This is a genomic window from Patulibacter americanus DSM 16676, from assembly GCF_000420025.1.
Lineage (GTDB): Bacteria > Actinomycetota > Thermoleophilia > Solirubrobacterales > Solirubrobacteraceae > Patulibacter > Patulibacter americanus.
The window spans coordinates 47,658-71,737 of record NZ_ATUD01000006.1 but is presented as its reverse complement, the minus strand read 5'-3'; the positions used below and the strand labels follow the sequence as shown (position 1 = coordinate 71,737).

19 protein-coding genes and 1 pseudogene are annotated in these 24,080 nt (G+C 74.1%); 9 read left to right on the top strand and 11 right to left on the bottom strand.

Annotation, left to right across the window (positions count from 1 at the left end):
* Positions 1 to 107: 107 nt before the first annotated feature.
* The gene (locus F593_RS0111355; protein ID WP_022928874.1) at positions 108 to 1,652 is read left to right on the top strand and encodes a GMC family oxidoreductase; all 1,545 of its coding nucleotides are present in this window, start codon (positions 108 to 110) and stop codon (positions 1,650 to 1,652) included.
* Positions 1,653 to 1,743: 91 nt separating this feature from the next.
* On the opposite strand, the gene F593_RS0111350 is transcribed toward F593_RS0111355, so the two are convergent.
* Positions 1,744 to 4,851 (bottom strand): OmpA family protein, encoded by a 3,108-nt coding sequence (locus F593_RS0111350; protein WP_157251736.1) that lies wholly within the window; start codon positions 4,849 to 4,851, stop codon positions 1,744 to 1,746.
* A 203-nt stretch (positions 4,852 to 5,054) separates the two neighbouring features.
* On the opposite strand from F593_RS0111350, the gene F593_RS0111345 reads away from it, so the two are divergent.
* The 8 genes from F593_RS0111345 to F593_RS0111310 all read left to right on the top strand — a co-directional run bounded on the left by F593_RS0111345 (position 5,055) and on the right by F593_RS0111310 (position 13,696).
* Positions 5,055 to 5,690, top strand: a complete 636-nt coding sequence (locus tag F593_RS0111345) for a LysE family translocator (RefSeq protein WP_022928872.1) — start codon at positions 5,055 to 5,057, stop codon at positions 5,688 to 5,690.
* Between the two features lie 122 nt (positions 5,691 to 5,812).
* Positions 5,813 to 6,136: a hypothetical protein gene (locus tag F593_RS0111340; RefSeq protein ID WP_022928871.1), complete on the top strand. Its 324-nt coding sequence runs from the start codon at positions 5,813 to 5,815 to the stop codon at positions 6,134 to 6,136.
* Between the two features lie 286 nt (positions 6,137 to 6,422).
* A complete protein-coding gene (locus tag F593_RS24495; protein ID WP_022928870.1) occupies positions 6,423 to 8,555 on the top strand; it encodes an MMPL family transporter in 2,133 nt (710 codons plus the stop codon).
* A gap of 227 nt (positions 8,556 to 8,782) precedes the next feature.
* Entirely contained in the window at positions 8,783 to 9,907 is a 1,125-nt protein-coding gene (locus F593_RS0111330; protein ID WP_033207132.1) for a sensor histidine kinase, read from the top strand.
* Positions 9,904 to 10,584, top strand: coding sequence for a response regulator (locus tag F593_RS0111325; protein WP_022928868.1), 681 nt, complete (start codon positions 9,904 to 9,906; stop codon positions 10,582 to 10,584). Before F593_RS0111330 ends, F593_RS0111325 begins: the two co-directional genes overlap by 4 nt.
* Before the next feature lie 103 nt (positions 10,585 to 10,687).
* Positions 10,688 to 11,281, top strand: a complete 594-nt coding sequence (locus tag F593_RS0111320; RefSeq protein WP_022928867.1) for a TetR/AcrR family transcriptional regulator — start codon at positions 10,688 to 10,690, stop codon at positions 11,279 to 11,281.
* A 114-nt stretch (positions 11,282 to 11,395) separates the two neighbouring features.
* Positions 11,396 to 12,085, top strand: a complete 690-nt coding sequence (locus F593_RS0111315; RefSeq protein WP_022928866.1) for a type 1 glutamine amidotransferase domain-containing protein — start codon at positions 11,396 to 11,398, stop codon at positions 12,083 to 12,085.
* A 147-nt stretch (positions 12,086 to 12,232) separates the two neighbouring features.
* Positions 12,233 to 13,696, top strand: a complete 1,464-nt coding sequence (locus F593_RS0111310) for a hypothetical protein (protein WP_022928865.1) — start codon at positions 12,233 to 12,235, stop codon at positions 13,694 to 13,696.
* 149 nt (positions 13,697 to 13,845) lie between these two features.
* Here the strand turns inward: F593_RS0111310 and F593_RS0111305 are convergent, their stop codons facing one another.
* The 10 genes and pseudogenes from F593_RS0111305 to F593_RS0111265 all read right to left on the bottom strand — a co-directional run bounded on the left by F593_RS0111305 (position 13,846) and on the right by F593_RS0111265 (position 24,036).
* Positions 13,846 to 14,172 (bottom strand): DUF2149 domain-containing protein, encoded by a 327-nt coding sequence (locus tag F593_RS0111305; protein ID WP_022928864.1) that lies wholly within the window; start codon positions 14,170 to 14,172, stop codon positions 13,846 to 13,848.
* Entirely contained in the window at positions 14,169 to 14,819 is a 651-nt protein-coding gene (locus F593_RS24490; protein WP_022928863.1) for a MotA/TolQ/ExbB proton channel family protein, read from the bottom strand. The genes F593_RS0111305 and F593_RS24490 overlap by 4 nt, the downstream gene beginning before the upstream one ends.
* On the bottom strand, positions 14,816 to 15,967 hold the full coding sequence (locus F593_RS0111295) for a PKD domain-containing protein (protein WP_022928862.1): 1,152 nt from the start codon (positions 15,965 to 15,967) through the stop codon (positions 14,816 to 14,818). The genes F593_RS24490 and F593_RS0111295 overlap by 4 nt, the downstream gene beginning before the upstream one ends.
* Positions 15,968 to 16,041: 74 nt before the next feature.
* A pseudogene (locus F593_RS30835) lies at positions 16,042 to 17,196 on the bottom strand (choice-of-anchor M domain-containing protein).
* Positions 17,193 to 18,785: a choice-of-anchor M domain-containing protein gene (locus tag F593_RS24480; protein WP_022928861.1), complete on the bottom strand. Its 1,593-nt coding sequence runs from the start codon at positions 18,783 to 18,785 to the stop codon at positions 17,193 to 17,195. Before F593_RS24480 ends, F593_RS30835 begins: the two are co-directional and overlap by 4 nt.
* A 58-nt stretch (positions 18,786 to 18,843) precedes the next feature.
* Positions 18,844 to 19,515: a choice-of-anchor M domain-containing protein gene (locus tag F593_RS24475; protein WP_022928860.1), complete on the bottom strand. Its 672-nt coding sequence runs from the start codon at positions 19,513 to 19,515 to the stop codon at positions 18,844 to 18,846.
* 165 nt (positions 19,516 to 19,680) lie between these two features.
* Positions 19,681 to 20,598, bottom strand: coding sequence for an anchored repeat-type ABC transporter permease subunit (locus F593_RS0111280; RefSeq protein ID WP_022928859.1), 918 nt, complete (start codon positions 20,596 to 20,598; stop codon positions 19,681 to 19,683).
* Positions 20,598 to 21,410 carry an anchored repeat-type ABC transporter ATP-binding subunit gene (locus F593_RS0111275; protein ID WP_084629914.1) on the bottom strand — a complete coding sequence of 271 codons (813 nt, stop codon included), beginning with the start codon at positions 21,408 to 21,410 and terminating at the stop codon, positions 20,598 to 20,600. Before F593_RS0111275 ends, F593_RS0111280 begins: the two co-directional genes overlap by 1 nt.
* Positions 21,407 to 22,414, bottom strand: coding sequence for a choice-of-anchor M domain-containing protein (locus tag F593_RS24470; protein WP_022928857.1), 1,008 nt, complete (start codon positions 22,412 to 22,414; stop codon positions 21,407 to 21,409). Before F593_RS24470 ends, F593_RS0111275 begins: the two co-directional genes overlap by 4 nt.
* Before the next feature lie 56 nt (positions 22,415 to 22,470).
* Entirely contained in the window at positions 22,471 to 24,036 is a 1,566-nt protein-coding gene (locus F593_RS0111265) for an anchored repeat ABC transporter, substrate-binding protein (protein WP_028721621.1), read from the bottom strand.
* Between the last annotated feature and the right edge of the window lie 44 nt (positions 24,037 to 24,080).

Genomic DNA, 24,080 nt, shown 5'->3' with positions numbered 1-24,080 from the left:
CCTCCGGCAGGCCCGATCACCCGGTTCGGGCGACGACCGATCACCCTGCGGCGGCGCAAGCTCCGAACCGGCGGAGCATTCGGCTCGGCCGCCCAAGGAGAACCACCATGAGCACCTCGGAAACCCACCCCACCACGAGCGCGGACGTCGTCGTCGTCGGCGGCGGCTCGGCCGGCAGCGTCCTCGCCGCGCGCCTGAGCGAGGACCCCACCCGGTCGGTCCTGCTGCTCGAGGCCGGGCACGTCTACCCGACCGGCCAGCTCCCCGCCGACCTCCTGGATCCCGGCCACGTCCCCGGGGAGGCCACGCACGAGTGGGCGTTCACCGCCCGCGGCAGCGCCGGGTCCCCCGAGATCCCCGCCCCCCGCGGCAAGGTCCTCGGGGGGAGCTCGGCGGTCAACGCCGCCGTCGCCATGTGGCCCCGGGCGTCCGACGTCGCCGACTGGCAGCGCCACGGCGTCGACTGGACGCCGGAGTCCGTGCTCGACGGCCTGAAAGCCCTCGAGAACACCCCCGACGGCGCCGACGAGGACCACGGGCGCACCGGGCCGTTCCCGATCCGCCAGGTGCACTACGCCCACCTCAGCACCTCGCTGAAGGGCTTCGTCGACGCGGGCGCGGCGCTCGGCGAGCCCCGCGTCGAGGACTTCAACCGCCCCGGGGCCGGCGGCGTAGGCGGCGTCCCGGTCAACGTGGTGAACGGCGTACGCCAGAGCACCGCCCAGGTCTACCTGACCGAGGAGGTGCGGGCGCGTCCGAACCTCACGATCCGCGGCGACGTCCTCGTCGACCGGGTGCTGTTCGACGGGCCGCGCGCCTTCGGGGTCGTGGACGCCGACGGCGTGCGCTTCGCGGCGGGGGAGGTCGTCCTGGCGGCGGGCGCCTACGCCACTCCGGCGATCCTGCTGCGCTCCGGTGTCGGCCCCGGTGCCGCCCTGGACGAGCTCGGCATCCCGCGCGTCGCCGACCTCCCCGTGGGCGAGCACCTCCACGACCACCCGTTCTTCTACAACGCCTACGCCCTCAAGGCCGACGCCCTCGACATGGAACCGCGGACGGGCGCCTTGCTCTGGCGGGCCTCGAGCGAGGCCCTCCCCGGCGAGATCGACCTGCACATCAGCGCCACGCACCTGATGGACCCGTCGTTCAGCCCGACGGGCGGTGCGCTCGTGCTCGCGACGGGCGTCGTCAAGCCGGAGTCGCGCGGCACGGTCCGCCTGCAGTCGCGGGACCCCCACGACCAGCCGGTGATCGACAACAACTTCCTGGCGACGCCCCGCGACCGCCGCCGGATGCTCGAGGGCGTGACGCTGAGCCGCCGGCTGGGCCGCAGCGCCGAGCTCGGCCGGTTCATCGAACTCGAGCTGATGCCGGGCGACGGGGTCACCGGGGCCGACGAGCTCGAGCACTTCATCGACCAGAACATCGCCTCGTACGCGCACCCGACCGCGACGGCCCCGATGGGCGGCCCGGAGGACCCGTGGGCGGTCGTCGACTCCGGCGGCGCGGTCAAGGGCGTCGAGCGCCTGCGCGTGGCCGACGCGTCGGTCATTCCCGTGGTCCCCTCCGTCGCCACCAACCCGACGGTTCTCGTGGTCGCCGAGCGGATCGCCGCGCTCATGGACGCCGGTGCACCCGCGCCCGGGCGCTGAGCCTCGACGAACCGATCGCGCACCCGAGAACCCCGACGGGCCGCCCCTCGAGGCGGCCCGTCGATCCGGCCGGGGTGGGCGGTCCTCCGCGCTAGCGGACGAGCGTCACCTGCACGCGGCGGTTCTGCGCGCGGCCGGCCTTCGTCGTGTTGGTCGACGCCGGGACGGTGTCGGCCTTCGACACGAGGGTCCGCTTGCCGGCCTTCACGCCGAACTTGACGAGGTAGCCGCAGACAGCCTTCGCGCGGCGCTCGCCGAGGCGCTGCAGGTAGTCGGCGTCGTCGGTCGAGCCGTCCGTGTGGCCGACGCAATGCACCGAGGCAGCCTTGCCGAACCTCGCCAGGGTGCGGAGCTGGCGCTGGGCGGCCGGGGTGAGCTGCGCCGAGTTGACGGCGAAGCCGCCGACCGTCGCCGACGCGCGGTCGGTGACGAGCTTCGCGACGCCCGTGGCCTTCAGGGCCGGGCCGGAGACCGGCTTGCCGCTGATCTTGACCGTGACCTTCAGGCCCGCCGGGTTGGCCCGCAGCATCGCCTTGCCGGTCGCGTTGAGCTCGATCCGGACGTCCATCTTCGCCGAGCCGTTCTTGGCCTCGTACGTGCCGGTGCCGACGAGCACCTGCTCGACCGCCGCGGCCCGCGGCTTCGCCCCGACCGCCACGGCCCGCGTCTTGGCGCCGGACGCCTTCGGCGCGTACAGGTCGACCTTGCAGGACTTCAGGACGGTGCCCGTGATCGAGCAGCCGACGCCGACCGACTCCTTGGCGACCTCGATGGTCGCGGCGGAGGAGGTGCCGCGGCCGCCCGAGCCGGACTTGGTGCCGCCGATCGTGGCGGTGAGGGCCGGGGCCTTCGCCGCGGCCGGCTTGGCCGCCGGGACCGCAACGACCTTCGGCGCCTCGGCGGGCTTCGCCGGGGTCTCGACGACCGGCGTCTGCTCGACCGGGGCGGGAGTCTCCGGCTTGGGCTCGGGCTTCGGCTCGGGCTGCGGCTGCGGCTCCGGCTTGGGCTCCTCGACGACGACGGGGGCGCTGACCTTCCAGTTCCAGACGCCCGGGGCGCTGGGGTTGCCGGCCTTGTCGACCTCGCGCACCTCGAAGGTGTGCTTGCCGACGACGAGGTTCGTCAGCTCGACCGGGGAGCCGCACTCCTGCCACGTCGCGCCGACGGCGTTGTCGTCTTCCGGCGCGTCGAGACGGCACTCCATCGTGCCGCCCGCGGCGGGCGCGCGGAACTTGAACGTGGCCGTGGTGAGCGGCGTGGTCAGCATCGGCGTCTCGAGCAGGACGACCTCGTCCGGCGCGTGCGTGTCGACCTGGAACTCGAAGCTGCGGACCTGACCCGGGTTCTGCGCGGCGTCAACCTGGCGGACGGACATCGTGTAGGGGCCGTCGGGCAGGGTGACCGGCACCGTGTACGGCGAGGTGCAGGCGACCCAGCTGTCGTCGTCGGACTCCGTAGCGCCCTGGATCAGCTTGCACTCGAACGTCCCGCCGTCCTCGGCACCGGTCCACGCGAACGTGGGCGTCGGGTCGTTGCCGAGCTTCTTCGGCGACGCGGTGAGCGTCGGCTGCAGCGGGCCGGTGGTGTCCTGCGGGTCCGGGTCCGGGTCGGCGGGCGCCGCGACGGTCCACTCGTACTCGTCGTAGTCGCCGATGTTGCCCGCGTCGTCGACCTGGCGGACGCGGAAGAGGTGCAGGCCCGGGGCCAGCTCCGGCGTCGTGTACGGCGACGTGCAGTCCGTCCACGGGGTGGTCGGGGCGTCGGGATCGAGCGGCGCCGCCGCCAGGTCGCCGACGATCTGGCACTGGAACGTACCGCCGGGCTCGGAGCCCTCCCACGCGAACGTCGGGGTGGTGTCCGGGTCGGACAGGGCCGGGACGCCGGTGTAGGTGCTGGGGTCCGGCTTCGCGGTGTCGGCCGGCTCCGGGGTCTCGCCGGGGGCGATGACCTTGGCGGTCATCCCGGACGTGACGGTGTCCGTGCCGCCGGCGTTGGTCGCGGTGCGCTTGACCCGGACGGTGTGGCCCTTGTCGTCGGCGGTGAGCCCGTACGTCGACGCGGTCGCGCCGGGGATGTCGACGCAGACGGCGCCGGGGGTGTCGGGGCAGCGCTGCCACTGGTACGCGGTGGTCAGCGGCTGCGCGCCGCTGGCGGCGGCGCCGGTGATCGAGAGGGTCTGCCCCACCTCGGCGGTGCCGTTGATCGAGACCGTACCCGCCGCCGCCTTGACGGTCGGCTGCCACGCCATGGTGCTGACCAGGCTGTTCTGCCCGAGCGTCTCGATCGTCTGGAGGCTGCCCCCGGCGAGGTCGGTGGAGACGATCTTCTCGCCGCCGTTGCTGACGAACGCGATGCGGGTGCCGTCGGGCGAGACGGCGGTGATGTCGTCGTTGCCGGGCGTGCTCGACAGCAGCTTGTGCGGCGTCGGGCTCTGCTCGGTCATGTCGACGTAGAAGATGTCGCGGTGCAGGCCCGTCCCGTCGGGTGCCGAGAAGGCGATGATGCTGCCGTCCTGCGAGATCGACGGGCTGTCGGCCAGCGGGTCGGTGGAGACCGCGTACGGCTGGCCGCCGTTCACGCTGACCCAGATGCCGCCGTCGCCCACGTCGCCGGAGGACGGAGCCCCCGGAAGGTCGCCGCCGGGGATGCCGTTCCCGTCGTCGGCGGACGGCTTGTCGTCCCACACGATGGTGCCGTTGGCGCCCTCGCCGGACCAGGCGATGCGGCCGGCGTCCTCAGCGAAGATGGTCGAGGCGACGCCGTTGCCGCGGATGATGACGCCCTGGTCCGTGGACGTGGCGATCTTCGTGCCGTCGGGGCTCAGCGCGGCGTCGTAGATGAACTCCTGGTTCGCCGTGTGCGGGAGCGTCTGGATCGGGCTCGGGTTGCCGTCGGCGAAGACGTACGCGTCGGTGGTCGTGGCGGGGTCGATGACGGCGACCTTCGTGCCGTCGGAGTTCCAGCTGCCGACCTGCGTGTACGGGAGGCTGTTCGCGAAGAACTCGGCCTGCTTGTGCGTGCCGTCGGGCCACACCGAGTAGGTGCTGTAGTCGCCGTCGCTGACCGAGATCCGGCCGGCGTCGGTGGGGAGGGGGGTGTCCGCCGCCGCAACGGCGGGGACCGTGAGCGCGAAGGCGACCATGCTGCCGAGCGCGAGAGGAGAGAGGCGCGAGATCCCGCGCGTTGGACGCTGTGTCATGGACACCGTAATCGGACGGGCCGCGCGGCGCTGCATCCGCCGATCGGCCAGCCCTGGACGGATGCCCGGTACGCCGTAGACGGCGGGGAGCGATCGGACCGCGGCACCGCCTACAGGTGGGTGTCGAGTGGCAGAGCGGCGCACCACCCGAGGTCAGCCATCCCACATCCCAGCGTGCGCCGTCCACGTGCGAGCATTCGGCGATGGGCATCGACTGGTTGACGTTCGTCGGGGTCGTGCTCGGCGCGTACGTGATCCCCGGGCCGGACTTCGCGATCATCCTGCGGGCGGCCACGCGCGGCCGCCGGCCGGGGATCGCGGCGGCGCTGGGGGCGCAGACGGGCCTGTGCCTGCACGTGGCCATCGCCACCGTGGGGCTCTCGCTCGTCCTCGCGCGCTCCGCCGACGCCCTCACGGTCATCCGACTGGCCGGCGCGGCCTACCTGTGCTGGCTCGGCGCGCGCATGGTGTGGTCGACCCGACACGGAGGGCCGATCGAGCGGGAAGCGGCCACCCCCCGGGCCGACGACGAGCCGCTCGTCCTGCGTGCCGTCTTCGTCCAGGCGTTCACGACGAACGTCCTGAACCCGAAGGCGATCCTGTTCTTTGCCAGCGTCCTCCCGCAGTTCGTGCAGCCGTCGGGCTCGGCGACGCTCCAGATCCTCGCCCTCGGCGTGGTCGACGTCCTGCTCGGGATCGTCGTGTGGGCCGGGCTCGTGCTGGTCGGGGTGCGGCTGGCGAGCCAGCTCCGCCGGCCGGCGGTGCGCCGCGTCTGGGATCGCGTCACCGGCGGGGTGCTCATGGCCCTGGGTGGAACGATCGCCACGTCGAAGGCCTGAGGCCCCGACTGGATCCCGCAGGCGGCAGCGCATAGGGTGGACGGCGCACGCGGCCCGCCGTCCCCGGACGCGACTCCGGAAGGCGCGCCGGGCGCATCCCATCCCGTCGCACAAGGACTCCCATGCACCGCCGCCTCGCCCTCCTGGGCGCCACCTTCGCCTTCGCCGTCCCCGTCGGCATCACCGCCGCTCCCGCGTTCGCGGCCAGCTATCCCGACAAGGTCCAGAGCGAGTACCTCAAGGGCTGCAAGCAGGGCGCGAAGAAGGAGGGCGCCTCCGCCCGCGAGGCCCGCGTCTTCTGCAAGGCGTCGCTGAAGTGCCTGCAGCGCGAGCTCACCCTGAAGGAGTTCGGCCAGTACGGCAAGGCCGTCGCCAAGGGCGACAAGACCCCGCCGCACAACCGCGTCGTCAAGCGCTGCGTGAAGGAAGCGGCCAAGGCGGTCTGACCGCTCGGGCGGGCCGAGCGGCCGCACGCGGCCGCTCGGCTCCCCGCCCACTTCGACCCGGGGCACCGGCGTCGTCCGGGACACCGCGGAGCGCGTGCGCGACGCACGGCGACCGGCAGCCCCGGTCGCCTCGTCGGGGCTCAGTGGGCGACGACACGCCGACGCTCCACTACGCCAATGGAGGTAGGCGCGATCACCTCTCGTGGCCGACGACACCGCTCCGACCGCTTCGTAGCTTGGAGTGGTCGCCAGCCGGCGGCGTTCTCCTCGCAGCAGAAAGGCCCCCATGCTCAGCCGTCTCGGCGAGCGCGCCGCCGCGCGCCCTCGTCGCTCCTTCCTCCTCCTCCTCGCCGTCCTGTTGGTCTCCGCCGTCCTCGGCGCGCCGACCGCCGGTGTGCTCGACGCCGAGGGCGGCTTCCAGCCGCCGAACTCCGGCTCCGAACAGGCCACGGAGCGCATCGAAGCCGCCACCGGCGCACAGGACGGCCCCGGCGTCGTCGCACTCGTCCAGACCCCGGACGGCGCGGACGCCCCCGCCGCCCAGGCCCGGATCACGGAGCTCGAGAAGGCCCTGGCCGCGAGGCCCGGCATCGACTCGACCGTCTCGTCCGTCAGCACCGGCGCCGACGGCTTCGTCACGGAGGACGGCAAGCAGACCTTCATAGCCGCGACCCTGAAGGCCGATGCGGTCGACGCGGACGTCGCCGCCGACGTCGTCGAGCGCTTCGGCGGGGAGCGCGACGTCGAACTCGGGGGCCAGGTCGTGGCCGACTACGAGATCGACGAAGGCGTCGGATCCGGCCTCGCCACGGCGGAGCTGCTCGCCTTCCCGTTCCTGCTCGTGCTCTCGCTGATCTTCTTCCGCGGTCGCGCCACGCTCCTGCCCCTCGCGGTCGGCGTCATGACCGTCCTCGGCTCGTTCGTCGTAATGCGCCTCATCAACGAGGCGTACGGGCTCGGGATCTTCGCGCTGAACCTCGTCGTCGGCCTGGGGCTCGGCCTGGCGATCGACTACTCCCTGTTCCTCATCACGCGCTACCGCCAGGAGCTCGAGAAGCGCGGCCCCGGCGTCGACGCCATCCGCGCGACGATGTCGAGCGCCGGTCGCACCGTGGTCTTCAGCGCCGCCACCGTCGCCGTCGCGATGGCCACGCTCATCGTGTTCCCGCTCGGCTTCCTGAAGTCCATGGGCATCGCCGGCGCCACCGTCGCCGTGGTCGCGGCGGTCGCGGCCCTGACGATCGCCCCGGCCTTCATGGGCCTCTGGGGCTCCAAGCTGGCCGTGAAGAAGCGCCGGCCGCGGGGCGAGAACGCCGGCGCCTGGTACCGGGTCTCGCAGGTCGTGACGAAGCGGCCCGGCATCGTCGCCGCGGGCGCCGTCATCGTCATGCTCGCCGTCGCCTCGCCGTCGCTGAACACCAACTTCACGCCCGTCGACAGCAGCGTCATCCCGTCGGGCACGAGCTCCAAGGTCGTCACGGAGGAGCTGGCGAAGTTCCCCGGCCAGGACACCGACTCGATGACCGTCGCCTACACCGCGCCCGCATCGGACAAGGCCGCCGTGACCCGCTACGCCGCCGGGCTCGAGGGGCTGCCGGGCGTCGAGACCGTGGTCCCGCCGAAGAACCTGAACGCCGACACGTGGCAGATCGACCTCGTCATCGCCGGGAACGCCGCCTCCTCGCAGGCGCAGGACCTCGTGCGGCAGATCCGGGACCGCAGCGGGGACGAGGTGCGCGTCGGCGGGGCCGCGGCGGAGTTCGTCGACCAGCAGGCCGGCATCAGCTCCCGCATGCTCCTCGGCGGGGTGCTCCTGGCGGTGCTGACCTTCGCGATCCTCTGGCTCATGACGGGCTCGGTGGTCCTGCCCGCCATGGCCCTGGCGATGAACGTCCTGACCGTCGGAGCGGCGCTCGGCATCATCACCTTCGTCTTCGGCGAGGGCCGCCTGACCAGCGTGTTCGACTACACCCCCAACGGCGGCATCGACGGCACGAACTTCCTCGTCGCCGGCGCGATCATCTTCGCGGTGTCGACCGACTACGGGATCTTCCTGTTCGGCCGCATCCGCGAGGCCCACGAGGAGGGCAAGCACGCACGTGAGGCCGTCAGCTTCGGTCTCCAGAGCGTCGGGACCGTCATCGTCGCCGCCGCCATCCTGCTGGCCATCGCCATCGGCGCGTTCATGACCTCCAACATCAGCTTCCTCCAGCAGCTCGGCATGGCCACCGCCGTCGGCGTCCTGCTCGATGCCCTGGTCGTCCGGTCGCTGCTGATCCCGGCGCTGATGACCCGGCTCGGTCGCTGGAGCTGGTGGTCGCCCGCACCGCTGCGCAGGCTGCACGACCGCATCGGCCTCAGCGAGGAGGGCCCGGCCCGCGGGCCGGACGCCCCGGCCGAGCCGGCGCCGGCCGCGTAGCGGTCATCATGGTCCGACGGGAGCACGTCGCGAGCCCGGCCTTTCGCGAGGCCCGGCGCGGCGGAGCGGGACCGGGCACCTCCGCCATGACCGAACCGGACCGAGACGCAGACCACACCGCCCGCGGACTCCGCGCGGCAGCGCCGTCGACGACCGCGGCACCCCGCTGGGCCGCGCGTGCGCGCGGCGCGGCGGGCCGGGCTCTGCGGCAGCGGCAGCGGCGCAGCGTGCCCGTCGACCCCAAGGAGCTCCTGCTCGTGGCCGGGCTGGCCGCGGTCCTCTACGTCGACGGGGCCGTGGCGGGAGACACCGGCATCGGCCCCGCGTCGGTGCCGGCGGTCGCCCTGGCGGTCCTCCCCCTGCTCTGGCGGAGCCGCGCGCCCTCGCGCGTCCTGCTCGTCGTGCTGGCCGCGAGCTTCCTGTGCCTCGTCACGTTGGACCCGCACAACACGGTCGTGCTTCCCGCCATGGTGGCGGTCCACGCCTTCACGAAGCGGACCGACCGCAGGCGGGCGATCGCCGCAGGGATCGTCGGCGTGCTGGTGACCGTGACCGCCGTCGTCGTCTTCGCCCGCGACGTGCCCAACGCCCATCTCGTCCTGGCGCTCAACTGCCTCCTGATCGCCATCGCCGCGGTCAGCGGCGACGGGGCCCGGGCCCGGAGCGCGTTCCGGGAGTCGGTCCGCGAGCGCGAGCGGGAGCGGGAGCGGGAGATGGACGCCCGGTCCCAGCAGCTCGTGACCGAGGAGCGGCTGCGGATCGCCCGGGACGTGCACGACGTCGTGGCCCACGCGATCATGGAGATCAACATCCAGGCGGGAACGGCGGCGCACCTCGCCGCCCGGGATCCCGAGCGCGCCCAGGCGGCGCTGCGCGACATCAAACGGTCGTCGGGCGGTGCGCTCCGCGACCTGCGCGGCGCCCTGGGCGTCCTGCGCGACGACGCACAGACCTCCACGAGCCCCACCGACGGCCTCGACACGCTGCCCCGGCTCGCGGCCACGTTGCGCGCCGCCGGGATCGACTGCACGCTGCACGTCGAGGGCGAGCCCGAAGCCGTCCCGTCGTCGGTCGGCGCGACGATCTTCCGCATCGTCCAGGAGGCGACGACCAACGTCGTCCGTCACTCGGGAGCCCGGCACGCCACGGTGCGCGTCGGCATCGGCCGGTCCGAGGTCGACCTGCTCGTCGAGGACGACGGGGCGGACGCGTCGGCCACCACGACGCACGGGGACGGGTCCGGCAACGGTCTGCGCGGGATGGCCGAGCGGGCCGCGCTCGTCGGCGGCGCGCTCCGGGCGGGACCCGTCCCGGGCGGTTGGCGGGTCCATGCGACGCTTCCGCTGCGATGAGCGCCATGGAGCCCCCGATCCGCGTGCTGGTGGTCGACGACCAGGTCATGGTCCGCGCCGGCTTCTCCGCGCTCATCGACTCCGAGCCCGACCTCGCCGTCTGCGGCGAGGCCAGCGACGGTGCCGCCGCGGTCCGGCTGGCCCGGGAGCTGCGTCCCGACGTCGTCCTCATGGACGTCCGCATGCCGGTCATGGACGGCATCGAGGCGACCCGCCTCATCGCCGCCGACCCCGCGCTCACGGAGACCCGCGTCGTCGTGCTGACGACCTTCGACCTCGACGAGCACGTCTTCGGCGCGCTGCGCGCCGGCGCGAGCGGGTTCCTGCTCAAGGACCTCGAGCCGGAGGACCTCCTGCAGACCGTCCGGATCGCCGCCGGCGGAGAGGCGTTGCTGGCCCCCCGCATCACCCGGCGACTCATCGAGGCCTTCGTCGGGACGCCGGAGCGGACGCTCCGCGAGGCGACGGGACTGGATGAGCTGACCGCCCGCGAGCGCGAGGTGCTGCTCCTCGTCGCCGCCGGCCGCTCGAACAACGAGATCGCCGACGACCTGGTGCTGTCGCCGCTGACGGTCAAGACGCACGTCTCGCGGGTGCTGCTCAAGCTGGGAGCCCGCGACCGCTCCCAGCTCGTCGTCTTCGCCTACGAGGTCGGGCTCGTGGTGCCCGGCACGTAGCGCGGCGGGGCCCCCATAGCGGCGGGGCGAAGGGCTGGAGCACCGGCGCAACGCGACCCCCGGGCTCTAGACGACCGGTCTATTCGTGCTACGGTCAACGGACATGCCGGCCCCGACCCCCACGCAGCCCGCCCGCCAGGCGATCCTCGACAGCGCGCAGCGGGCGATGGCCCACAAGGGCTATTCGGGCGTCGGACTCAACGAGGTGCTGGCCGACGCCGGCGTCCCGAAGGGCTCCTTTTACCACTACTTCGCATCGAAGGACGCGTGTGGCGAGGCCGTGCTGGAGCACTACTTCGCCGAGTACCTGGCCGGCATGGACGCGACGTTCGCCGCCACCGACAGCGACGCCGCCGGGCGCCTCATGGCGTACTGGGCCGACTGGCGGGCGACGCAGAGCTTCGACGACTGCCAGGGCAAGTGCCTGGCGGTGAAGCTCGGGGCCGAGGTCGCCGACCTCTCCGAGCCGATGCGCCTGGCGCTCAAGCGGGGCACGGCCGGAATCGTCGACCGGCTGGAGCGGGCCATCCGCACCGGCATCACCGACGGCTCCCTCGTCGTCGGCATGGAGCCCGGGCGACTCGCCCCCGCGCTCTACGACCTGTGGCTCGGCGCCAGCGTCATCGCGAAGATCCACCGCAGCACCGCGCCGCTCGACGATGCCGAGGCCGCGACCCGGCAGCTCCTCGGCCTCTGAGCGGCCGCACCTCCGCCCCCACCTCCCACCTTCACCCGCGGCCCGCGCGCCGTACCACCCTGCGAACCTCGCACCCACCTGTCGCTAGACGACCGGTCTAATCAAGGAACCGCCATGAAGATCCTCATCGTCCTCACCTCCCACGACCAGCTCGGCGACACGGGCAAGAAGACCGGCTTCTGGCTCGAGGAGCTCGCCGCCCCGTACTACGCGCTCAAGGACGCGGGTGCCGAGCTCGTGCTGGCGTCGCCCGCCGGCGGCCGCCCGCCGCTGGACCCCAAGAGCAACGAGCCCGACGCCCAGACCGACGACACGCGCCGCTTCGAGGCCGACACCGAGGCGAACGCGCTGCTCGACAGCACGCACCGCCTCGACGCGGTCGACCCGGCCGACTTCGACGCCGTCTTCTACCCCGGCGGCCACGGCCCGCTGTGGGACCTGGCCGACAGCGCCGACTCGGCGCGGATCATCGAGACCACGATCCGCGCGGGCAAGCCCGTCGCCCTCGTCTGCCACGCGCCGGGCGTCCTGCGCGACGTGCAGAACGAGGACGGCACGCCGCTGGTCCAGGGCAAGAAGGTCACCGGCTTCACGAACACCGAGGAGGACGGCGTCGGCCTCACGGACGTCGTGCCGTTCCTCGTCGAGGACATGCTCAAGGAGCGGGGCGGCGTCTACAGCAAGGGTGACGACTGGGCGTCGTACGTCGTGCAGGACGGGCTGCTCATCACGGGCCAGAACCCGGGCTCGTCGGCCGCGGGCGCCGAGGCGCTGATCGCGCAGCTGCAGGGCCCGAAGGCCTGAGCGCGTCGCGGTGCGCGGCGGCCACGCCTGCCGCCGCGCACCGCCGGGTCGACACGCGTCCTACATAGGATTGATTCTCAGTATTGTCATCGCCCGTGGCGCCGAACCGTTCGGCGCCACGCCTCGTCTCTCGACCTAGGACGTCCGATGACTTCCCCCCTTCCCCCTGCGACCCGGCCCTCACGGCTCGCCCGCACCGCCGTCGCCGTCGCCGCCGTCCTGGCGGCCGGCGTCGGCGCCAGCTCCGCCGCCGCGCAGGCCGCCGACCCGGCGCCCGCGCTGGCGATCACCGGCCTCAGCGGCCACTACCACTCGGGCGGCACCGTCTCGCTCGCCGTCACCCAGACGCCCGACACGGGCAACAGCCACTACCACTGGTACCACCGGTGCGGCACGGCGACGGACTGGACCGTCGTCCCCGGCGCGTCGAAGACGATGCAGCTCACCGCCGCGCCGGCGCTGCACGGCTGCAAGGTCGTCGTCCGGCTGTTCGGCGAGGCGCACGCCGTCGTCGCCGAGTCCGCCCCGGCGACGATCGACATCGACGACCACGGAACGGGTCCGGCGATGCCGACGGTCGCCGTCACCGGCGCGAAGGCCCACTACCACTCGGGCGACCCCCTCGACCTGGCCGCCACCATCACGCCGGCCCCCGCGACGCTCAACGCCCAGTACCGCTGGTACCAGCGTTGCGGCACCGACACCGCCTGGAGCCCCGTCGCCGACGCGAAGGCCGGTCTGCCGCTGACGGTCGCCGCGACCCCGGCCCTCGACGGTTGCCAGGTGCTCGCCCGCCACTTCTCCGTCGCGTCGGAGCCCGTGACGATCCACGTCGAGGACCACGCCCCCGTCCAGACGGCCCTGACCGTCGGCGGCCTGCGCGACCACTACCACCCGGGTGACCCGATCGCGCTCAAGGCGCAGCAGAACCCGGCCACGGGCCTGGATCACTGGCACTGGTTCGTCCGCTGCGCCGGCGGCGACTGGACCATCGAGCCGAGCAACGCGACCGACACGTGGACCGCGACCGCCGACCTGCGTCACGAGGGCTGCCTCGTGCAGGCCAAGCTCTACGGCCACGACCACGAGGTCGTCGCCGAGTCGGAGCCCGTGACGCTGCGGGTCCGCGACCACGCCGCCGCCCCGGTCGACCCGGCGGTCCCCGAGCCCGGCCCGACGCCCGCCCCGGCGCCCGCGCCGACCCCGGCTCCCGCCGCGGCCCCGGCTCCGGTGGTCGCGCCGGCCTCGAGCGTCGCCGTGACGCCGTCGGCCGTCCGCTCCCTCGCCACGCTGCGTCGTCAGGGCGTGCTGCGCTCCACGGTGCGGTTGAACGGCGCCGGCCGCGTGACGGTGAAGGCCACGATCCCGGCCTCCGCCGCCCGCCGCGCCGGCCTGCGGGTGCCCAAGGGCGCCCGCACGGTGACGCTCGGCACGGCCTCCACGACGAAGACGAAGGCCGGCAGCGCCGTCGTGCGCATCAAGCTCGCGACGAAGCACCGCCGGGCCCTCGGCAAGGTCCGCGGCGCGCTGCGGATCACGCTGGCCGCGACCGTCCGCTCCGCGGACGGCACCGTCGTGCGCAGCACCCGCCGGACGACCGTCCGCGGGTGATCCCGCCCCGGGCCGGCGCCTCGCGCGTCGGTCCGTGGCACCGCGCTCGCGGGCCGGCGCTTCCCGCGTCGGTCCGCGGCACCGCGCTCCCGGGGCGGCGCCTCGTGCGTCGGCTCGGGGCGCCACGTCTCGGGCCCCGTCCCGCGCCCTCAGCGGTCGCGGACCACGATCGTCCGGCCGTCCGCGAGCTCGTAGACCCGGCCGACGGCCTTGCCGCGCCCGACCGCCCGGCCCCCGGCCGTCTTCGCCGGCGCGACCTCCTGGTCGGGGCGGACGACGACGGTCCGCTCGTCCCGCGCCGCGCCCTTCGGCTGCACGCGCGAGCCGTCCTCCGCGATCTTCAGCGACGACAGCGCCGCGAGCATGAACGCGACGGCCAGCACGATGCCGAGGTCGAACAGGTTCACCAGGCCGTCGAGCGGGTCGCCCCCACGGTCCGCGCGGCTGTTCGCGCTGCGCCGCACCTCGATGCTCACGCGCCGTCCGCCTTGCGGGTCACGGCGGCCGCGAGGTACTCCAGGTCGGAGAGGTCCTGCCCGTAGAGCCGGTCGCGGACGAGGGAGATCCCGAACGCGACGGCGCCGATCAGCAGGCCGAGGACCGTGACGCTGAAGGCGACGCGGAGGTTCTCCGTCAGCGTCTGCACGTCGCCGCGGGCCAGGCCGGCGAGGGCGGGCGAGAGCGGGATGAGCGTGCCCATCAGCCCCAGCGCGGGGCCGGCCCGGACGAGCAGGCGCGTGCGTTCGAGCCGCCGGAGCGAGCCGAAGTCGAAGTCGGCCAGCGCCTTCGAGAGCCGCTGTTCGTCGCCCGGCGTCCCGACCTCCCGGACCATGAAGTCCAGGGTGCGGCCCATCTCGCCGCTCCACGCGACCGCCTGGACCTCCGAGGCCACGACGCCGCGGTCGCGCCCGGCGACGAGCGACTCGCGGACCCCCGCGGCGGCGGCGTCGAGTCGCCGGAAGTCGCGGCGCCGGCGGCGGACGAGCTCGACGGCGAACGCGCCGCACTCCCAGAGGAGCCACAGCAGCGCGAGCAGCGTCAGCACGAGGACCGGCACGCGGAGCGCGTCGGCGACGCGGAAGATCACGTCCGACTCGATGTCGGCCAGCAGGAGCGGACTCATCGGATCCTCCGGCGACGGCTGCGCCAGGCCTCGACGCCGGCTCCCGAGAGCAGCACGACGACGGCGCCGCCGGCGCTCATGACGGTGGGATCGAGCGCATCGTCCTCGCCCGACGCGGGACGCGCGGTGGTGCGGGCGGCGGCGGCCGTGGCCGCGGGCTCCGACGTGTCGAGCAGCTCGCCGCGCAGCGTCGGCGGGGACGGCCGCTTCGCCGCCGGCGCGGGGCGGTCGGCGGCCGCGGCCTTGCGCTCGGACGCCCGAGGACCGGGCGAGCGGCGGGACGGCGGTGCCGACGGGCCGGTCGAGGACGGGTTCGAGGCGTCGCCGCCGGCCGACGAGGGCGCACGGTCGACGCCCGACCTGGGCGCGGTGGACGTCCGCTTCGTGCCGGGGGACCGCGCCGGGTCCGCGGCCCGTTTCGCCTTCCCGCGGCCGACCCGCACGGACACCGGCTCAGCGGTGCCCTCCCGGTCCCCGTCCGTCACCGTCACCGTCACGTCATAGCTCCCCGTCTTGTCGAATCGATGTCGGACCTCGCGGCCCTCCCCGGTCGTGCCGTCGCCGAACCGCCACCGGAACGTCGCGCCCTCGCCGGCGTCGGGTGCCTCGGCCACGAAGCGCACCGTCTGACGCGTCCGCGCGCTGCGGCGGTCCGCCGTGGCCGTCACCGCCACGGTCGCTCCGCCGTCGACCGCGAGGGTCAACCGCCCGTCGCCGGCGACGTCGATGCGGTCCTCCAGCGTGCCGTCGGCGGCGGAGCGCGCGAAGTGCACGCCGTCGCCGTCGGCCCAGAAGAGCGGCGGGATCGCCGGCCCGGTGCCGAACGGGGGCGGCTCCTCGAGCGCACCCCCGTCCAGCTCCACGGCGCGGCCGTCCGTGCCGGTGAGGACGAGCCCCCGCACCCGTGCGGGATCGCCGCCGGCGAGCTCGACCACCTTGCGCAACGACAGCGCGTCGCCTCCGGGGACGCCTCCTCCCGGACCACCCCAGTTGTCGCCCGCGACGTCCGCCTCGGCGGCGATCCGGTCGGCCGTGAGCGTCGTCGGGCGCCCTCCGACCGTCACCTCGACGGCGGGGGCCGCGACGGCACCCGAGGCCCCGAGCAGGGCCGTCAGCACCCCGAGCACCAGGGCGAACCCGGCGGCCACGGCACGGAGCGGCGATGTCGATCGGGCGGCACCGGGTGCCGCGACGACGGACCCAGCAGGGGTCCCGGCCACGTTCACCGCACCCGCAGGGCGACCCGCGACGTCCTGGTCCGCGGCCGACCGTCGACGGTCGCCCGGACCGCGGCGCGGACCTTCAGCGACGGCGATCGGCGACCGCGCAGCTCGCCCGCGAGCCGCCTGGCGACCCGCACGCGAACCGTCCGCGTCTTCCCCGCCGGGACGGCGACGGACGCCCGGCCGATGCGCACGGTGCGGCGCTTCCCGGCCACCGTGATGCGGGAGGCGGACGTGAGCGTCACGGTGCCGCGGCACGTGCCCTTCGCCGCGACGCAACGCACGCGCAGCGCCACCCGGCGGCCCGAAGTCATGCGCGCCGTGCGGGAGCGGACAGCGACCGACGACGAGGCCGGAGCGGCGCCGCCGGCGCCGGGGGTGCCGCCGCCCCCGCCCGGGGCCGGTCCCGCGCCCGGGGCGTTCCCGGCTCCCCCGCCGGATCCGCCGCCCGGCGCGGGTGCCGGGCCGCTGCCCGCACCGCCGCCGGGGTTGCCGCCGCCCGGCGTCACGTCGTCGACGACGACGGTCGTGGTCCGGGTGTCCTCCTGGACGGCGCCGCCGACCGTCGCGCGGTGCGTGAAGCGCAGGGTGTAGGTGCCCGGGGCCGAGAAGCCCCAGTTGCCGTGCGCGTGCACGCCGAGCGGCACGGTGTGCCGGTCGGGCAGCCCGTCGCCGCTGTCGAAGATGATGCTCGGCGAGCCGAACGCGTCGGTCGTGAACACGCCGACCCGCCCGGGCCCGGCGACCTCGTCGAGGCTTCAGGTCACCGTTCCGGTGGCACCGCTCGCCGGGGTCAGCTCCTCCGTGTTCCACCCCAGCCACACGACGTCGGCCTTCTGGCTCTGCGGGACGAGCCACGTCGTGGCGCCCGCCGTGCCGAGGAACCCGAAGGAGGACGAGCTCGGCACGGTCGTCCGCGCGGCGGCGGTCAGGCGGAACCGCACGTCGCCGGGCTCGCGCCATACGACCGTCGGCCCCGTGCCGTCCTTGACCTGGCTGCGGAGGGCCCCGCCGACGACCCGGACCCCGTAGTCGACGTGCCCCGCGGACAACGTGACCGGGTCCGCGGCGCTCGCCGGACCCGCACCCAGGAGACTGCCGACGAGCGTCAGCAGCACGACCCCGCGGCGATGCCGCACCGTGGTGCGGGTCATCGTGCCGCGCCCCGGACCACGAGCGTGCGCGTGACGCGGCTGCGCTGCCCCTGCGGGGACGTCACGACGACCGAGAGACGGAGGGAGACCGCCGTGGCCCGGCTGCGTGCGAGGCGTGCGCGGACCGCCGCGGACGGCCGGACGACGAGGCGGACCTCGTCGCCCGCACCGGTGCGCAGGACCTTGGCCCGGGCGACCGTGCGGCGTCCGTCCGGCGCGGCGAGGCCGAGCCGGCGCGCGGCGGCGCCCGTCGCCGTCAGCTCGGCGCTGACGCGCGAGCCGGGGACGGGCGCGGCCAGCCGCACCGTCACCCCGGACCGCGCCACCGTGCGCAGCCCCGCCGACGCGGCGATCCGCACACCCTTGATGGGTGGGGCCGACGACGCACCGCCGGCGACGGCCGCCCCGGGGGCCGATGCCGGAGCCGGCACCGGCGCGGGAGCTGGTGCGGATGCGGGTGCGGGGGTCGGAACCGGGTCGGGCGTCGGCGCGTCGGGCGTCGGGGCCGGGACATCCGGGGTCGGCGTCGGACCCGGCGCGGGGACGGCGCCCTGCACGCGCAGCGCCTGGGGCACGGACCGGGCGATCGGCACGTCCTGGGCGTCGTACAGCCGCGCCTGGATCTGGCGTCCCGCGAGCTCGTCCGTGGCCGTGACCGTCGTCGTCGCTCCCGCGGCGCCGGCGAGGGGCGCCCACTCGGCCTCGGCGTCGGCCCGCGAGAACCACCGAACGTCGGAGCGGTCCGTCACCGGGTCCTGCGCGGCGCGGAGGCTGACCGTCGCGCCGGCGGTGTTCTCCTGGTCGAGGCCGTCGACCTCGAGGTCGGGCACCCCGGCGCCGTCCGTGGCACCCCCGGTCGCCGGCGGCGCTGACGGCAGCGCACCGACGAAGAAGTGGTAGCGGGCGGTCGCCGAGAGGCGAGCCCCGTCGGAGCTTCGCGTGCCGGAGACCCGGAACGTCAGGTGGTGCGCACCCGGCCGCGTGAAGACCCAGTTCGAGTGGACGTGGCTGCCCGCGGGCACGGTCCACCGGTCCTTCCACGCCGGATTGGCCGCCCGCAGGGCGCGGTCGCTCGTCCAGACCGGCATGATCTGCCCGAAGCCGCCGGTCTGGAAGTCGTAGACCTCGCCGGGGCCGTCGTGGTCGACGAGCTCGAAGTCGAACAGCCCCGCCGCACCGCCGGCGAACGCCCCGTTCCGGAGGGAGTCGTTCTCGGTCGACCAGCCCGCCCACACCGCTGCCGGGTTCTGGCCCTGCGGGATGAGCCACAGCGGCTCCCCGGCCGGCGCGAAGAGCGCGTAGGCGCCTCCCGGAGAGATGGCCTTCGCCTCGTCGCTGACGGCGAAGAGCACGTCGTCGACGCCGCGGTACGCCTTGGGCCCGTAGAGCAGCGTGTCGTCGTTGACCTGGAGCTGGAACCTCCCGTCCTGGACGAGGGGCGCGATGGCGTCGACGTGCCCCTTGTGCAGCACGTACGGCCGGGCGTCGGCGATCGCCGTCCCGAACAGCGGGGTCAGCACGGCGATCGCCGAGGCGGCGAGCACCGTGATGGCACGTCGGGGCGTGCGGGACGGGGCGGGACGGGGCATGGAAGGGGTCCTCGGGGTCATCGGGGCTCGGGAAGGGGCGTGCGGGATCAGCCGCGGATCACCCGACGCGGACGCGCAGCGTGCCGTTCGCCTTCAGGCTGCGGCCGGCGCGGGACGTGCCCTGGAGCGCGAAGCTCATGCGGTACGTCCCGCGCTTCGTGAAGGCCCAGTTGCCGTGCACGTGCACGCCGAGCGGAACCGACGTGGACTGCGGGAAGCGCTTGGCGGAGCTGAAGAGCACGGAGGCATCGCCGAACGACCCGGTCTGGTAAATCACGGCGCGGCCGGGCCCGGTGACCTTGCGCAGGCTCCACCGCAGCGGCCCGCGGAGCTGCTTCGTGCTCAGCTCCTCCGTGTTCCACCCGGCCCAGACGACGCCCGAGCGCTGGACCTGGGGGATCAGCCACGCCGACGAGCCCGTGGGCCCGACGAAGGACAGGCCGCCGGGCAGCTTGACCTTCGCGCGATCGTTCAGGCGGAGGACGACCGTGGAGGGATCGCGCCACTGCACGCGGCCGGAGCCCGTGGACCCGTCCTTCACGAACATCCGCAGGCGCCCCTTGACGATCCGGCCGCTCACGGCGTCGACGTGGCCGGAGCTGATCGTCGTCGCGGCGGACGCGGGCGTCGCCGCGAGCGGCCCCGCGGCGGAGAGGACGAGGGCGGAGGCGCCGACGGCGGCGATGGCCGCGGGCGTGCGACGGCGGGGGATGAAGGATGAAGCGGTCATGGGGTCACCTGGAGGCGGAGGGACGTGGCGGCGCCGGGTCGTACGACGCCCGTGCCCGGGGGACAGCGGGGGCGGGGCACGCGACCCAATGAAACAATAGTGAGATTCATTCTCAGCTTAGCGGACCCAGGCGGCCATCATGGGCGACACCCGCGCGACCGGGTGTCACACCGGACCGTCGACGCCCTGGCCACCCGCGGCGGCGACGGGCGGCGTCCCGGTGGCATCGCGGCGGGTGGCCAGGGCCTTGCTGAGCAGCCCCTGCCGCGGCGCGAGGAACCACGCGGCGAGGAACGCCGCCGTCAGCACCAGGACGATCGTCCCGCCCGTCGGGAAGTCCCACGACCACGAGACGTACAGGCCGACGAGCGCCGAGACCGCGCCGATCAGCGGGGCCAGCACCATCATCACCCCGAGCCGGTCCGTCAGCAGGCGGGCGGTCGCGGCCGGCGTGATGAGCAGGGCGAGCACGAGGATGTTGCCGATCGTCTGCACGCTGATGACCACCGCGAGGGTCACGAGCACGTAGAGCACGAGGTCGAGCCAGAAGACGGGCACGCCGAGCGCACGGGCGGTCTCGCGGTCGAGCGAGATCGTCACGAGCTCCTTGTGCAGCACGAGGACGACGCCCAGCACGACCAGGCCGGTGCCGGCGACGATGAACAGGTCCTCGTCGGGGATCCCCGTGATGGAGCCGAAGAGGAACTGCTGGAGCGAGCCGGCGTAGCCGGGGGCGCGCGAGATGATCACGATGCCCAGCGCGAAGGCCGCGACGAAGAAGACGCCGATGATCGAGTCCTCCTTCAGGCGCCGGTTCTGGGAGAACACGGCGACGAGCACGGCGGTGAGGACGCCCGCCACGGTGCCCCCGATGACCAGGCTGCCGCTCAGCACGAACGCGACGGCGAGCCCGGGGAAGACGGCGTGGGCGACCGCGTCGCCGATGAACGCCATGCCACGCAGGACGACGTAGCACCCGACGACGCCGCAGACGATCGACGACATCACCGCGATCAGGAGGGCCTTCGGCAGGAACGCCAGATCGGGGTTGAAGAGATCCGTCAGGAACTCGGCCGGAGACATCAGGCCACCGCCTTCAGGATCCGCAGCAGCGGACTGTCGGCGGCGACGCCGAACGTCTCCATCCACGCGCCCGCGTCCTCCGACAAGGCACGCGGGGTGCCCTCGGCCACGACCGTGCGATTCAGGAGCACCAAACGGTCGCAGCTGTAGAGCGCTGCCGCCAGGTCGTGGGTCGTCATCAGCACGGCGCGACCCTCCCGGGCGAGCGAGACGAAGAGCTCCGACAGGAGCTCCTGCGTGGGCATGTCGAGGCCGGTGAACGGCTCGTCGAGAAGGAGTACGGCGGGCTGCAGCGCCAGCGCCCGGGCCACGAGCATGCGTTGGCGTTGGCCGCCGGAGAGCTCGCCGGCCGGCCGCGTGCGCAGGTCCGCCATGCGCACGCGCTCGAGCGCGTCGTCCACGGCCCGCCAGTCCTCCACCCCGGGGCGACGGAACAGCCCGAGCCGCCCGGTCCGTCCCGTCATCACGACGTTCTCGACCGAGATCGGGAAGTCCCACGCGAACTCGTGGCGCTGAGGGACGTACCCGATGGCCACGCGGCCGGGACGGACGTCGCGGCCCTCCACGCGGACCCGCCCGCTCGCCGGCTTCAGCAGCCCGAGGGCCGCGCGGAGGAGCGTCGTCTTGCCCGCCCCGTTGGGCCCGATCAGCCCGACGAGCTCGCCGCGGGCCACGCGCAGCTCGGCCTCGCGCAGGGCGAACCGCCCGCCGAGGCGGACGGAGACCCCAGAGACCTCGAGGGCGGGACCCGCCGACGCGGTGTCGGGCACCGGTGCGCCCGGGACCGCGGAGGCGTCCACCACCGTGTTCATCGGTGCCCGTCCGTGCCCGGGGCGTCGGCCGGCAGCCGGCCGGACCGGGCACGCAGCTTCGCCCGGCGGCCCCGCAGCAGAACCAGGAGCAGCCCGACGGCCACCGCCACCGCCACCACGGCGATCCCCACGACCACGACAGCGGACGTCCCGCCGTCGTCGGCCGGCTCCGCAGCCGTCCCGGCGGTCCCGGTCGACCCGCCCCCCGTGTCAGCCTGGGCCCGGACCGGTGCCCCGCGCCACTCCGCCGCGTACGCGTCGTCCACGCTCGTGCCCGACCCCACCGCGAAGCGCAGCTGCCGCGTGTCGGACACCTTCGTGCCGTCGATCAGGTCGGCCGAGACGCGGACCTGGGCCAGGTAGACGCCGGGCTTCGTGAACACCCAGTTGGCGTGGGTGTGGGTGTCGACGTCGACGAAGAACGGCTTCGGTGCCCCCGTCGAGTTCCACAGCACCTTCGGCTCGGCGAAGTCCCCCGACTGCAGGTAGACGACCAGGTCACCCGGTCCCTGCACGTCGGTGAGCGTGAGGGTCACGCCACGGTCGATGCGCTCCATGACGTCGGGGTCCTGGGTGTTCCAGCCCAGCCACACGACGTCCGGGTTCTGGGTCTGCGGAACCACGTGGACGTCGCTCCCCGGTGGCGCCGGGAGGAAGCCGTACTTCGGGTCGTCGGGCACCTGCAGCACCGCGTCGTCGGTCACGCGCAGCACCGTCCGGTCCGGGTGGCGCCAGACGCTTCGCCCGCCCGCGGCGGCCTTCGCGCCGTCGTCGTGGACCATGAGCGTCCACCGCCCGTCGACGAACCGCGGGCCCACGTCGACGTGCCCCGAGTCGAGCGTCCTGCGGCCCGGGGCCACGCGCTGCCCCTTCGCGATCTGCTGCTCCAGGTTCCGGTCGTCGTCCCCCGGGGCCTGCGCCCATGCCGATGCGGATCCGCCGGCCAGCGTCAGCAGCACGGCGGTGAGGAGGGCGAGGAGGACCGGGAGAACGGTCGGACGCATGGAAGTCCTTCGTGGTTCGGGGGACGACCCGGCGGTCGGGGAGCGACGGCGCGCGGTCACGACAGGCACCGCCGCAGCGACTCGGCGTTGAACGTCATGAGCTCCACGTACGTGGTGACGCGGTCGTCGAACGTGTCGCCGTAGATCGGGCACACCTCGACACCCTCGTCCTCGGCGACCTCGGTCAGCGTGGAGGAGCGTGCGGCGAGGTTCGGCTCGAGGAAGACGGCGGGGACGGCGAGGTTGCGGATCGTCTGCGTGAGCTTGCGCCGCTCGGCCAGCGACGGCTCGACGGCCGGGTTCGGCGTGACGAAGCCGGCGATCTGGACCCCGTAGGCGTGCGCGAGGTACGCGAAGGCGTCGTGCGTCGTCACGAGGTACCGGCGGTCGCGCGGGATCGCCGCGATCGTGCGCCGGACGTGGGCGTCGAGGTCGTCGAGACGCTGCAGGTACGCCTCGGCGTTGCGGCGGTACTCCGCCGCCCCCGCAGGGTCACGCTCCATGAGCGTGTCGCGGATGATCTTCGTGTAGGCGATCGCGTTGCGCACGTCCTGCCACAGGTGCGGGTCGATCTCGCCGTGCACGTGCTTGCCGAGCACGGCCTGCGGCAGCTGGTAGATCTGCGCGCCCGGCCGCCCGAGGAACCGGAACTCCCGCCCGGCCGGCACCTCCGCGATCGCCTTCGACGGCACTTCGATGACCAGGTCGTCCGCGGCGTGCTCGACCTGCCGGTGCCCTGCCCCACCCCCGTCGTGCAGCGCGAGGATGTCGCGGCGGTCGAGGTCTACCGTCAGGTCGGCGTGCCCCTGGTTCAGGACCGTCGTCCGGGCGCCTGCCGCGACCGGAGGCTTGACGCCGACGGCGAAGGTGAACGTCCGCTCCCCCAGCGGGATCGGCCGGGCGGTCGGCTCCGTCTGCAGGCTCGCGGCGAACCGCACGCGGTAGATCCCGGGGGCGGTGAACACCCACGACATGTGCGTGTGCGCGTCGGCGGGCAGCCGTGCGGTGTCGTCCTTGAACCCGTTCCCGGCGTCGAAGCCGTCCGAGGAGTCGAAGTAGACGTCGGGTTCGCCGAACGTCCCCGTCAGGTAGCCGTGGACGTCGCCCGGACCCGAGGCCGCGGTGGCCGACAGCAGGACCTCGCTGGAGCGGTCCGCGCCGTACCGGCGCCCGTCGCCGCGGGCACGGAGCCCGAGCCAGATCGTGTCGAGGTTGACGCTCTCGACCAGCGGGATGATCTCCGCCGCGTACTTCACGGCGTCCTCGGCCAGCGACACGTTCGGCACCCCGGGCCGCAGGTTCGCGTCGAGCGTCTTGATGATGCTCTGCTGCTCGAGCAGCATGTAGTTGCTGAACGCCACGTCGGCGTAGACGACGTCGCGCACGTCGCGCAGCGTCGGCTCGAACGCGTGCGGATCGGCGTCGTCCGGCACGAGGCTGACCGCGTCGACGCGGTCCCCGCCGACGTTCTGCACCAGGTCGCGCAGCAGGCCCGTGGTCGCGACGACCTGGAGCCGGTCGTCGCCGGCACGGGCGCCGGCAGAGCCCCCGGTGCCGCACCCTGCGAGCAGCGCGGCGGCGACCACGGACACGAGGAGGATGCCCCCGAGCCGGCGGATCATGCCGCCGCCGGGCTGGCCGGCCGCGCCGCGACCGGCCGCGACCA

Excerpts from the sequence above, each read along its gene's own strand:
- F593_RS0111355 (WP_022928874.1), top strand. The coding sequence starts at position 108 with ATGAGCACCTCGGAAACCCACCCCACCACGAGCGCGGACGTCGTCGTC.
- F593_RS0111350 (WP_157251736.1), bottom strand. The coding sequence starts at position 4,851 with ATGACACAGCGTCCAACGCGCGGGATCTCGCGCCTCTCTCCTCTCGCG.
- F593_RS0111345 (WP_022928872.1), top strand. The coding sequence starts at position 5,055 with ATGGGCATCGACTGGTTGACGTTCGTCGGGGTCGTGCTCGGCGCGTAC.
- F593_RS0111340 (WP_022928871.1), top strand. The coding sequence starts at position 5,813 with ATGCACCGCCGCCTCGCCCTCCTGGGCGCCACCTTCGCCTTCGCCGTC.
- F593_RS24495 (WP_022928870.1), top strand. The coding sequence starts at position 6,423 with ATGCTCAGCCGTCTCGGCGAGCGCGCCGCCGCGCGCCCTCGTCGCTCC.
- F593_RS0111325 (WP_022928868.1), top strand. The coding sequence starts at position 9,904 with ATGAGCGCCATGGAGCCCCCGATCCGCGTGCTGGTGGTCGACGACCAG.
- F593_RS0111320 (WP_022928867.1), top strand. The coding sequence starts at position 10,688 with ATGCCGGCCCCGACCCCCACGCAGCCCGCCCGCCAGGCGATCCTCGAC.
- F593_RS0111315 (WP_022928866.1), top strand. The coding sequence starts at position 11,396 with ATGAAGATCCTCATCGTCCTCACCTCCCACGACCAGCTCGGCGACACG.
- F593_RS0111310 (WP_022928865.1), top strand. The coding sequence starts at position 12,233 with ATGACTTCCCCCCTTCCCCCTGCGACCCGGCCCTCACGGCTCGCCCGC.
- F593_RS24490 (WP_022928863.1), bottom strand. The coding sequence starts at position 14,819 with ATGAGTCCGCTCCTGCTGGCCGACATCGAGTCGGACGTGATCTTCCGC.
- F593_RS24480 (WP_022928861.1), bottom strand. The coding sequence starts at position 18,785 with ATGCCCCGTCCCGCCCCGTCCCGCACGCCCCGACGTGCCATCACGGTG.
- F593_RS24475 (WP_022928860.1), bottom strand. The coding sequence starts at position 19,515 with ATGACCGCTTCATCCTTCATCCCCCGCCGTCGCACGCCCGCGGCCATC.
- F593_RS0111280 (WP_022928859.1), bottom strand. The coding sequence starts at position 20,598 with ATGTCTCCGGCCGAGTTCCTGACGGATCTCTTCAACCCCGATCTGGCG.
- F593_RS0111275 (WP_084629914.1), bottom strand. The coding sequence starts at position 21,410 with ATGAACACGGTGGTGGACGCCTCCGCGGTCCCGGGCGCACCGGTGCCC.
- F593_RS24470 (WP_022928857.1), bottom strand. The coding sequence starts at position 22,414 with ATGCGTCCGACCGTTCTCCCGGTCCTCCTCGCCCTCCTCACCGCCGTG.
- F593_RS0111265 (WP_028721621.1), bottom strand. The coding sequence starts at position 24,036 with ATGATCCGCCGGCTCGGGGGCATCCTCCTCGTGTCCGTGGTCGCCGCC.